10 protein-coding genes and 1 pseudogene are annotated in these 9,317 nt (G+C 68.3%); 3 read left to right on the top strand and 8 right to left on the bottom strand.

The genetic code is table 11. From position 1 onward, the window contains the following. Nucleotides 1–194, bottom strand: a pseudogene (locus tag VF697_RS17385) (hypothetical protein); the annotation flags it as partial. Between the two features lie 525 nt (nucleotides 195–719). Here VF697_RS17385 and VF697_RS17380 point away from each other — a divergent pair. Then, on the top strand, nucleotides 720–1,418 hold the full coding sequence (locus VF697_RS17380; RefSeq protein ID WP_331096385.1) for a hypothetical protein: 699 nt from the start codon (nucleotides 720–722) through the stop codon (nucleotides 1,416–1,418). Nucleotides 1,419–1,652: 234 nt separating this feature from the next. Then, the gene (locus VF697_RS17375; protein WP_331096383.1) at nucleotides 1,653–2,486 is read left to right on the top strand and encodes a phytanoyl-CoA dioxygenase family protein; all 834 of its coding nucleotides are present in this window, start codon (nucleotides 1,653–1,655) and stop codon (nucleotides 2,484–2,486) included. A gap of 28 nt (nucleotides 2,487–2,514) precedes the next feature. Here the strand turns inward: VF697_RS17375 and VF697_RS17370 are convergent, their stop codons facing one another. The 5 genes from VF697_RS17370 to VF697_RS17350 form a co-directional block, all read right to left on the bottom strand. Then, nucleotides 2,515–3,237: a site-specific DNA-methyltransferase gene (locus VF697_RS17370; protein ID WP_331096381.1), complete on the bottom strand. Its 723-nt coding sequence runs from the start codon at nucleotides 3,235–3,237 to the stop codon at nucleotides 2,515–2,517. A gap of 155 nt (nucleotides 3,238–3,392) precedes the next feature. After that, complete coding sequence (locus VF697_RS17365; RefSeq protein ID WP_331096379.1) at nucleotides 3,393–3,638, bottom strand: hypothetical protein; 246 nt, start codon at nucleotides 3,636–3,638, stop codon at nucleotides 3,393–3,395. 104 nt (nucleotides 3,639–3,742) lie between these two features. Next, complete coding sequence (locus VF697_RS17360; protein WP_331096377.1) at nucleotides 3,743–4,621, bottom strand: terpene synthase family protein; 879 nt, start codon at nucleotides 4,619–4,621, stop codon at nucleotides 3,743–3,745. 25 nt (nucleotides 4,622–4,646) lie between these two features. Beyond that, nucleotides 4,647–5,591 carry an SAM-dependent methyltransferase gene (locus tag VF697_RS17355; RefSeq protein WP_331096376.1) on the bottom strand — a complete coding sequence of 315 codons (945 nt, stop codon included), beginning with the start codon at nucleotides 5,589–5,591 and terminating at the stop codon, nucleotides 4,647–4,649. 444 nt (nucleotides 5,592–6,035) lie between these two features. Continuing rightward, the gene (locus VF697_RS17350; protein ID WP_331096374.1) at nucleotides 6,036–6,560 is read right to left on the bottom strand and encodes a GNAT family N-acetyltransferase; all 525 of its coding nucleotides are present in this window, start codon (nucleotides 6,558–6,560) and stop codon (nucleotides 6,036–6,038) included. Nucleotides 6,561–6,867: 307 nt separating this feature from the next. Here VF697_RS17350 and VF697_RS17345 point away from each other — a divergent pair, with 307 nt between their 5' ends. Continuing rightward, entirely contained in the window at nucleotides 6,868–8,115 is a 1,248-nt protein-coding gene (locus VF697_RS17345) for a cytochrome P450 (protein WP_331096372.1), read from the top strand. A 21-nt stretch (nucleotides 8,116–8,136) separates the two neighbouring features. Here the strand turns inward: VF697_RS17345 and otsB are convergent, their stop codons facing one another. Together otsB and VF697_RS17335 are read right to left on the bottom strand one after the other, a co-directional pair. Further along, the gene (otsB, locus tag VF697_RS17340) at nucleotides 8,137–8,976 is read right to left on the bottom strand and encodes a trehalose-phosphatase (protein WP_331096370.1); all 840 of its coding nucleotides are present in this window, start codon (nucleotides 8,974–8,976) and stop codon (nucleotides 8,137–8,139) included. Continuing rightward, nucleotides 8,868–9,182 (bottom strand): HAD family hydrolase, encoded by a 315-nt coding sequence (locus VF697_RS17335; protein ID WP_331096387.1) that lies wholly within the window; start codon nucleotides 9,180–9,182, stop codon nucleotides 8,868–8,870. Before VF697_RS17335 ends, otsB begins: the two co-directional genes overlap by 109 nt. Nucleotides 9,183–9,317: the final 135 nt, after the last annotated feature.

Here is a 9,317-nt window from a genome sequence, read left to right as displayed (position 1 = left end):
CCTACTCCGGCCACTGCCACATGGGTTCCGGGCGGCGCCTCGGGTGTGTGCTCTTTGAGCCAGTCGAGCGCTTCGCTGATATTTGGAAATGTCAGTTTCTTGCTCTGTGATTCTTGCCGCTCAAGCTCCTCTTGTTTGTCGACGCACCTATTGAATTCTTCGCGGCACGTCCTGGTGCAGTATTCGCGGTGCACGGCGGAGTGTTTCTTGATGCTCCAAACTGGCGGCTTGCGCCTCCGCTACTAGCAGCGCCACCAATCGCGTCAGACCTGCTGGGTGCATGGCCTTGTCCCTCAGTGCTTCGCAGCGTTACCTGCCTGCACTCCCGTTCAACCTCGGCTGAGTGGACGAGTCTCAAGGCAAGCAGAGCGCTTCCCCGTGCCGTCCGGCTGTGGAGATCCGAAGTTTCGAGCATCTAGCTACCCTGTCCGGCCTTCCCTGTTTACCCCGGGGGTTCAGCTTGCCGACCCGCCTACTTGTCATAGCGGGTCAGGTGAGTCGATTTCCGGACGCTAGAAGTCGGTTGAGAGGACCAGGGAGGACCCTGCGGCCTGGCTCCTCACGGGCCTCTCCTCGTGAGCGACCTACGCGCCACGGCCCCGTCGCTCTGTCTTCCAACCCACGGACTGTGCGGAAGAGCGTCTCGGGGCTTCCACTGGACAACACGGCGCCGGTGGGCGCAATTGTGCTAGCAGCTTGATGAGGAAAAGGATCCTTCCATGAAACGTGAATTGCTCATCCTGCCCGCTGCGGCTGTCCTGGCGGTGTCGGCGTGCAAGAAGCCCGCGGAGTCTCGAGCCGCGGACGGTGCTGGGACGGCTGGGGCTCCTCGGTCGACCGTGTCCGCCGCTCCGCCCGCTGCGGCTACGGACGCCGAGCCGACCGCCGCCGCGAAGGCAACGCCGCAGGACGCCGATAGAGCGAAGCGGCAGGCCAAGCTGGACTTCGCCACGATGGAAGACGGCTACATCAATGATTCCAACGGGCAATGGGCGACAACGGCCAAAGCCAGCAGCGCCTATGGGAACTCCTACAAGCCGGGGACCGACCCTGGCGTCTGCGGTGCCCCGGACGGCAAGCACTGGACCAACCACAGCCCGGACATCGGCTTCGAGTGGGTCGAGCTGAGCTACGACAGGCCGGTCAGTGCGACCGAGGTGCGCGTCGTGTTCGACAACGATACCCCCCATGGAGTGCGTGCAATCAACAAGATCGAGCTGATCGATAACGATGGGCAGACGCATTCCGTATGGTCGGGGCTGAGCGACGCCGTCGAAGACAAACGTGGAGGGCGCACCTGGTTCGTGCGCAAGTTCGAGTCCACGCCGTACCTCGCCAAGGGCGTCAGGGTCACCATCGCCAATGCGGTTGATTCTGGGTACAAGTACGTCGATGCGGTGCAGCTCGTCGGCAAGTAATCGACGACGCTGGAACGCTGTTTGTCGAGGTCGAAAGTTTCAGGCGTCGCCTCAACCCGGGTCAACTCACCACTCTCGTCCGAACAGCTGCTTCAAAGGGGAAAATGGGGGTGTGCCTCTGCGCCCGAGTGGAGGCGGATCCGCCCTTGGCGGGTTCGAATCCCGCCATCCGCTCTTCGCGGTCCCCCGCCCGCTCGCATAGGCTGCCGGTCGCGGCCGTACATGGGAGCGGACATGAATCGTGCTGAAGAGTTCTCGCGACAGGGCTTCCTCGTGCTGCCCGGGTTCGTCCCGGCGGCCACCTGTGATGCGTTGAAGGCCCGAGCCGAGCAGCTGGTGGCGGGCTTTCAGCCCGAGACGGTCTCCATCTTCTCCACGCACGAGCAGACGAAGACCTCGGACGAGTACTTCCTGTCCTCGGGGGACCAGATCCGGTTCTTCTTCGAGGAGGGCGCCTTCAAGCCGGACGGCTCGCTGCGCCAGGACAAGGCGCTGTCGATCAACAAGATCGGCCACGCGCTGCACGACCTGGAGCCCCTCTTCGACCGCTTCTCCCGCACGCCCGAGCTGGCGGCCCTGGCCGCGGAGCTGGGTGTGAAGCAGCCGTTGTTGATCCAGTCGATGTACATCTTCAAGCAGCCCTTCATCGGGGGCGAGGTCAACAGCCACCAGGACGCGACGTTCCTCTACACGGAGCCGCCAACGTGCCTGGGCTTCTGGTTCGCCCTGGAGGACGCCACGCTGGAGAACGGGTGCCTGTGGGCGCTGCCCGGCGGGCATCAGCTGGGCCTGAAGAAGCGCTTCCTCCGTGCCCCGGGAGGCGGCACCACGTTCCAGGTGCTGGACCCCACGCCCGTGCCCGAGGAGGGCATGGTGCCGTTGGAGGTGAAGAAGGGCTCCCTCGTCGTGCTCCACGGGTTGCTGCCCCACAAGAGCGGCGCCAATACCTCCCCGAAGAGCCGCCACGCCTACTCGGTCCACCTCATCGACGGCACCGCCCGCTACCCCGAGGACAACTGGCTGCACCGCGCTCCCGCGATGCCGCCGCGGGGCTTCTCCCAGCGGTGACCTCGGGCGAGGCCTGTCCGCCGCGCACTCACCCGCTCTGGGCCATGCGCACGCTCGTCTCCTCCGCCGCCTCTGGCACCGCGCCCTCGGCGCGCAGGCGTGCCTCGGAGATGGCCAGCGCCTCGTCACAGAGGTCGGTGCCCCGGAAGTCCCGCCCGAGCCGCACCGCCGCCACCCCCACCGAGCCCGAGCCCAGGAAGGGGTCCACCACCACGTCGCCGGGCTCACTGCTCTGCCGGATGAGCACCTCGCTCAACGCGGTGGGCTTCTCCGCCGGGTAGCCCCGGTACACGCGCGGCACCGGGAGCACGTCCGCTACGCCCAGGTCGCTCAACCGCCGCCGGCCCTTCTCGAAGAAGAGGATGAACTCGTAGCGCGAGCGGTAGTGGTAGCCCATGCCGATGTGCAGCTTGTCCCAGACGATGGGCTTCCAGAACCGGAAGCCCGCCGCCTCCGCGAGCGGCTTGGCGATGAACATCGTCTCGGGATCGCAGAACAGATAGAAGTGCGCGTCGCGCTTCAGCACCCGCCACACCTCGGAGAACAGCTCGGGGAAGCGGGCGTTGGGGAAGATTTGAAACCAGTGGTTGCTCGACCCCTTGCTGCGCTTGAGGCGCGTCGTGGTGCCGATGGCGCGGTGCTTCTCGAGTGACTCGTAGGCCGGGTCGGTGATGACGAGGTCCACCGATGCGGACGGTTGGGCACGGAGCCACTCGACGGCATCGCTCTGCGAGAGGCGGTAACTGGACATGAGGGTGCGCACCGGGGGGAGCCGGCCCGAGGGCCAGTGTGTCCCCGGGATGATGACACCCCCCTCTGACACACCCGCTCCCGGGGGTCGGGAGAGGTAGGCGTGCCACGCAGGACCCTCCTCCTTCGCGAGGAGGGCCCTTCACCGAGAAACCGTTACTCGATGAGGCCGCAGTAGGTGCGACCGTAGCTGTCACACTCCACGAAGCCGCGGCCGTAGGTCGTGGAATCGGTCTTCCAATAACAAACCTGCTGGCCGCTGCACGAGACGACCTGGCCGCCGATGCAGTTCACGGAGACCGAGCAGGGACCATTCTTCATCCCGTAGGCATACGCGACGACCGGAACGAGAACCCCAGCGGCCACGATGGACGCGACGATGAACGCAACGAGCTTGGACATGGAAACTCCCCTCTTCGAGGGACTTCGGGTGGGTGCTCTCCAATTTATACCGACGCACCCATGAAAACACCACATCCAGGAAAGATGTGATTTCGTGGAGCGCGCTAGGGAGCGTCGGCGTAGCGGGAATCGGGCAGCTGATAGAAGCGCTCCACCGCGGCGACCATCACCCGCGCGATTCGCGGGAAGGGGTGGTAGGGCCCGAGCGCCTCGACCTCCCGGGCCAGCATCCGCTCATAGCCGAGCCGCTCCGCGTCGACGAAGGCGAAGGCCTGCTCGGGAGACAGGTAGCGCTCCAGGACGAAGAGCCCATTGGCGCGGTTGCCCTCCCGGCGCTCCTTCTCCGCGCTGGCCAGGTCGTTGCGCAGCCGCATGGCGAGACACAGGTGGCTGAGCGCGCGGCGGAACCGGGGCTCGGCGGCCCGCGTCGAGAGCCCGAGGTCGTACGCGAGCGACAAGGTGAAGGCCATGTGGGCGGCGGCGATGTTGTGCTCGCCATCGCGCAGGTACTCGCCCCAGGTGCGCGTGCGCTCCCCGCGCGAGACGCGCCGGTCCTCCTGCGAGGCGCGCACCACGTCGATGAGTGTCTCGGCCCACAGCCGGTGGTCGTCCGGGTCTCGGGCCGCGGCGCGGAACCTGTCGCGCAGCCGCGCGAGGCCCACCGCCTCGGGAGTGGTCGCCGACCCGCCCAGGAGAACCTTCACGAGCGACTCTCCGGGCTCCACCTCCCGGCTCGTGTGCTCCCGCGTGTCGAACCAGTCATCCACCCACAGGATGCAGGCCAGGTCCATGGCCGCCAGCCGCAGGGCCGGCTCGTCCTCGCCGAGCCCGGGGATCCACTCGCCCCGCGTGTCCTGGACGCCGGCCGCGAACGCCTCGGTGAGCATCACCCCATGGAGCGCATGCGCGGGAAGGAAGCCGGGCAGCTCGCGCCCCCACTCCAGCGTGGCCTCGAGAACCTGTTGATTGCGAACCCTGTTCATCTCGCGTGCACCCAAAGGACACCCACTAGCTGACGCGCCGGAACTTCAGCAACCAGACCTCGATCCCCCGCCGCAACCACGCCTCGTGGAAGTACCCGTGCCAGAGGATGGACTTCTTCAGGCGCTCGGCCTCCTCGGCGTCCACGCCCCCCGCCGCCAGGGTGCGCCGGCTCCACTCGACGCTCTGGCGCCAGAAGTCCGTCGTCCCCTCCGTCAGGTCGACGTCGTTCTCGAGCTCGAAGCCCGCCGCACGCGCGCAGCGCACGTACTCGCCGACGGTCTCGATCCGCGTGTGCCAGTACTGGTCGAAGGGCTCGCGGCAGTCCGCCAGGCCCAGGAAGGTGTCCTCGAGGCACACGACGCCCCCGGGGCGCACCAAGCGGCGCAGGTGCTGGAACCAGCGCTCATGCGGGAAGTAGCACGAGCTCTCCATGGCCACGACGGCGTCGAAGGGCTCCTCCGACTGGACCTCGCACGCGTCGGAGAGCACCGGGTGGACGCGCTCGCCCACCCCCGCCTGCTGGGCGAAGTGGGAGATGAGCGGGAGGTGCTCCCGCGCGATGGTCACCGCCGTCACGTCCGTGGGGCAGTGCTGCGCCCAGTAGATGGAACCGCCGCCCAGGCCGCAGCCGACATCCAGGAGGCGGCCGGCGAACTCGCGCGACGCATCCCACGCGCGGGCCGCGCGCTCGACCACGTCCTCCTGTGCCCGGCGGATGCGCTGGCGCAGCACGTCCGCCTCCACCGCGGTGTCCAGCGGCTCCTCGAAGTAGCCGAGGTGGAAGTGGACGCGCGGGCCCGGCCCATACTTCTTGAGGATGGAGGCCGTCTTCTGGTCGTAATAGCTGGCGACGACCTCCGGGTTGGTACCGCTCGCCTCTCGCAGGGAGATGGCGGGCGGAGAAGACTGCACGTGCCGGATATGGGTGTGGTGCTGGGTAGCGGGCAGAGACCAGGTCAAAGCAGCCATTCAACGCCTCCCGAGGTTTACGTTGAAGCAGTGAGCTCCGGGTGGATGACCCCGGTTCAGCTGTGCTCCTCGCGGAGCACGCGAAACACGCGAGAGACAAGTCGGTCCCACACAGGCAGCCGCCGGTGGCATTCCGCTTGAATTTCCAGAAGCCCTACCGCGAGCTGCTACCCACCATGCAACTCTTCCTCTCGCGGGAACTCAGGAAAACTAGAATCTCCAAACACTCTCTGTCAAGCAGGTAGAAACAGCCTGTATTTCTTATTCCTATCTTTCTCGAATGTCTGTGATTACAGCCCAATGGCAATTCATTTTTGAAGAGGCGACGGCATGCCTTCGGAGCTCGAGGCGCACGGGGGCTCTCGCGGGGGCGGAATTCCGCATCCGCACCTCCGCACGGGGTGAATTCTGGAATGGAGGCGAGGGGGGAGCCCCCCCGGCGGCTCAGCGCGGGAAGCGCAGCACGAGGGCCACGAGGAAGACGGTGGGCAGCTCCAGGTCACCCGCCGGCTCGCGCACGTAGCCACGGCGCTGGTACATGCGCAGCACGCCCTCCGCGCCCCGGCGCACGTGCAGACAGATGGCCGACACGCCCCAGGCGCGTGCCATGCGCTCGGCCTCGTCGAGCAGGGGCTTGGACAGGCCCTGGCCGTGGAGGTCCACCGCGGTGGCCAGGTGGCGCAGGTCCGCCGCGTCCGGCAGCCAGGCCTCCGAGCCCGGCGCGCCCGGCGGCCACAGCGCCACGGTGCCCACCACGCGGCCCTCCAGCTCCGCCACCAGGACCGTCGCCACCTCGCGCTTGGTCGCCGTGTCCCGCAGGCTCCGCTTGCGCTCCTCGGTGTACACCACCTCCGGCAGCTTCTTCGCGTACTGGGTGATGAAGGCCTCCACCAGCAGCTCGCCGATGGCCGCGTCGTCCTCGGGCCTCGCCTCGCGGATGACCACCCGCTCCACTAACTCCGTGCTCATGCGCCGGCCTCTACCATAGGAGTCCGTGGCCCCGCTCGCCGGCACGGGTGACGCCTGACCCTCCGGGTGGCACCCCACCCCGCCCCTGGAGCCCGCCGGGTGACGGGAAACGTCGGTCCTCCCCGTGGGGCCTACCTGGGCCTACCCAGAAAGGGAGTCCCGGCCCACAGCTTTCCACCCCCGCTGCGTGGGTCAGGGGATTGCAGGGGTTTGGCTCGACAACTGCAATTCATCTCCAGACAAGAGGGTCAGAAGGGCTTATCGCGTCAGACCCGTACATCACGATGTGTCGTCCGAGGAGAGCACCATGTCGAGCGCCGCCCGCAAGCACCCCCTCAACCCCGTTGAGCCCGAGAACATGCTCGATCCGGTCCCCCTCTACGGGGAGCTGCGGACGAGCGACCCGGTGCACTGGTCGAGCGTGGTGAATGCCTGGTTCCTCACCCGTCATGACGATGTGATGAATGCCTTCCGCGACTCACGCCTGAGCGCGGACCGCACGCGGCTGGCCGAGTTCCAGATGAAGAGCCTGGTGGGGGACGGGGCCCGGGACATCCTCGCGGTCCTCCGCGACGAGATGCTGATGAAGGACGGCAAGGAGCACCTGCGCCTGCGCCGCAGCGTCAGCCCGGGCTTCACGCCCCAGGCGCTCGACGTCTGGCTGCCCACCATCCGCCGCACGATGAACCGGCTGGTGGACGCGGTGCTCCCCCGGGGCCGCATGGACCTGGCGACGGACATCGCCTACCTGATGCCGCCCCTCGTCATCGCCGAGCTCTTTGGCATCCCCGCCGAGGAGCACACGCGCTTCGTGGCGTGGGCCCACCCCATCTCCGAGTTCTTCAGCCCCGCGATGGGGGTGGACATGGTGGCGCTGGCCCGCCGCGCCAACCAGGCCATGGTGGAGTCGCGCGACTTCATGACGGCGCTCATCGCCGAGCGCATGCGCGCCCCTGGCGACGACATGCTCAGCCAGATGGTCCAGCGACAGGAGGCGGGCGGCGCGAGCGTGGACGAGATGGTGGCCAACGCCCTGCTCGTCCTCTCGGCCGGGCACCTCACCACCACGGACCAGCTCAGCAACGGCCTCCACGCGCTGCTGACCCATCCCACCGAGCTGAGCAAGCTCCAGGAGAACCCGGGGCTGGTGCGGTCGGCCGTGGAGGAGATGCTGCGCTACGATCCGCCCATCCCGTGGGTCCACCGGGTGGCGGCGGAGACCTTCGAGCTGCGGGGCCGCACCATCCGCCAGGGCGACATGGTCTTCCTCGGCATGGCGGCCGCCAACCGCGACCCGGAGGCCTTCTCGCAGCCGGACCGCTTCGACATCAGCCGGGACCCCCACCAGCAGAAGCACATGAGCTTCGCCTTCGGGCCGCACCACTGCCTGGGTGCCGGCCTGGCCCGGCGCGAGCTGGAGGTCGCCATCTCGGTGTTGCTCGAGCGGCTGCCGGGTCTGCGCCTGGACGAGAAGCAACTCCCGCGGCTCAAGTGCCACAGCCTGCTCTTCCGCGGCTTCGAGTCGCTGCCCGTCCGCTGGACGCCCGGGGTGTGAATCCACACCCGTTCGAAGCCCTCATATGTGAACAGCCAAGGCTCCGGCATCATCGCCTCGTCCCTCCGCGCGGGCGGTGAGCAACTCCAGGAGTCGGCGCACCTCCTCCACGTCCTCCAACGCGTAATCCGCCGCCGTGGGCCGCGCCTCGTCGCCTCGCACCACCAGCCCGAGCCCCCGCCCCTGGAGTGCCTCGAAGGCGTCCTCGTCCGTGAGGTCGTCCCCCACGAACACCGGCAGCACGCCCTCGTGCGCCAGTCCCAGCTCGCGCAACAACCACTCCACGGCCCGGCCCTTGTGCCAGTCGATGTCCGGCCGCACCTCGAAGACCTTCTTCCCCCCACTCCGGCGCAGCCGCGGGTGTCGCGCCAGCACCTCGGCCACGACACGCTCCACCTCCGGCACCCTCGCCTCCTCCACGTGCCGCCAATGCACCGCCACGCTGAAGCGCTTGCGCTCCAGCCCAGCACCGGGAACGCTCGCGAGGCCCTCCGCCAGCTCCCGCTCCGCCGCATCCAGTTCGGGCAGCAGCGCCAGCCCCTCCGGCTGCTGGAACGCCTGCCCGCCCGGCCTCTCGATGTCGAAGCCGTGGCTCCCCGCGTAGCAGGTACCCTCCAGCCGCACGAAGTCCTTCAGCGCTGGCAGGTCGCGCCCGCTCACGATGGCCACCGGGCAGCGCCGCGAGAGCGCCGCCACTGTGGCCCGCATCGCGTCCGACAGGCGCGCGTCCTCGGGGCGGGGGACGATGGGCGTCAGCGTGCCGTCGTAGTCGAGGAAGAGGGCCACCTCGCGGCCCTCCATCCGCCGCAGCAGCCCCTCCCAGTGCTCCAGTGCCGAGGGCAATTCCCGCATCGGTCGCATGTCCGGCCCGCTTTCCCGCACCTCAGCCTCCTTCCTCCACCCTCACGGTGGAGAGGTCCGTCACCTCCTCGCCGCCCCGCCTCTACTCCGGCCTGGGCGTCTTCCAGCACCACCGCCCGCGCCGGCGGCACGCCCAACCGCCGCGCCGCTTCCAGGAACGTGTCCGGGGCCGGCTTGCCCGGCAACCCCAGCCGCCCCGCCTCCACGCCATCCACCCGAGCGTCGAAGAGGTGCTCCAGCCCCGCCGCCTTCAGCACCGCCGCGCCGTTGCGGCTCGCCTGTCACCACCGGCGCGACAGGACGACGGCGGCGGACGCGGGCGGCGCGGGCGAGGCCATGGC

The organism is Archangium sp., from assembly GCF_036388035.1.
Taxonomy (GTDB): Bacteria; Myxococcota; Myxococcia; order Myxococcales; family Myxococcaceae; genus Archangium.
This window is presented reverse-complemented; position numbering and strand designations above follow the sequence as displayed.

Bases quoted from the DNA above. Each gene is read 5' to 3' on its own strand.
- VF697_RS17380 (WP_331096385.1), top strand. From the start codon at position 720: ATGAAACGTGAATTGCTCATCCTGCCCGCTGCGGCTGTCCTGGCGGTG.
- VF697_RS17375 (WP_331096383.1), top strand. From the start codon at position 1,653: ATGAATCGTGCTGAAGAGTTCTCGCGACAGGGCTTCCTCGTGCTGCCC.
- VF697_RS17370 (WP_331096381.1), bottom strand. From the start codon at position 3,237: ATGTCCAGTTACCGCCTCTCGCAGAGCGATGCCGTCGAGTGGCTCCGT.
- VF697_RS17365 (WP_331096379.1), bottom strand. From the start codon at position 3,638: ATGTCCAAGCTCGTTGCGTTCATCGTCGCGTCCATCGTGGCCGCTGGG.
- VF697_RS17360 (WP_331096377.1), bottom strand. From the start codon at position 4,621: ATGAACAGGGTTCGCAATCAACAGGTTCTCGAGGCCACGCTGGAGTGG.
- VF697_RS17355 (WP_331096376.1), bottom strand. From the start codon at position 5,591: ATGGCTGCTTTGACCTGGTCTCTGCCCGCTACCCAGCACCACACCCAT.
- VF697_RS17350 (WP_331096374.1), bottom strand. From the start codon at position 6,560: ATGAGCACGGAGTTAGTGGAGCGGGTGGTCATCCGCGAGGCGAGGCCC.
- VF697_RS17345 (WP_331096372.1), top strand. From the start codon at position 6,868: ATGTCGAGCGCCGCCCGCAAGCACCCCCTCAACCCCGTTGAGCCCGAG.
- otsB (WP_331096370.1), bottom strand. From the start codon at position 8,976: ATGCGACCGATGCGGGAATTGCCCTCGGCACTGGAGCACTGGGAGGGG.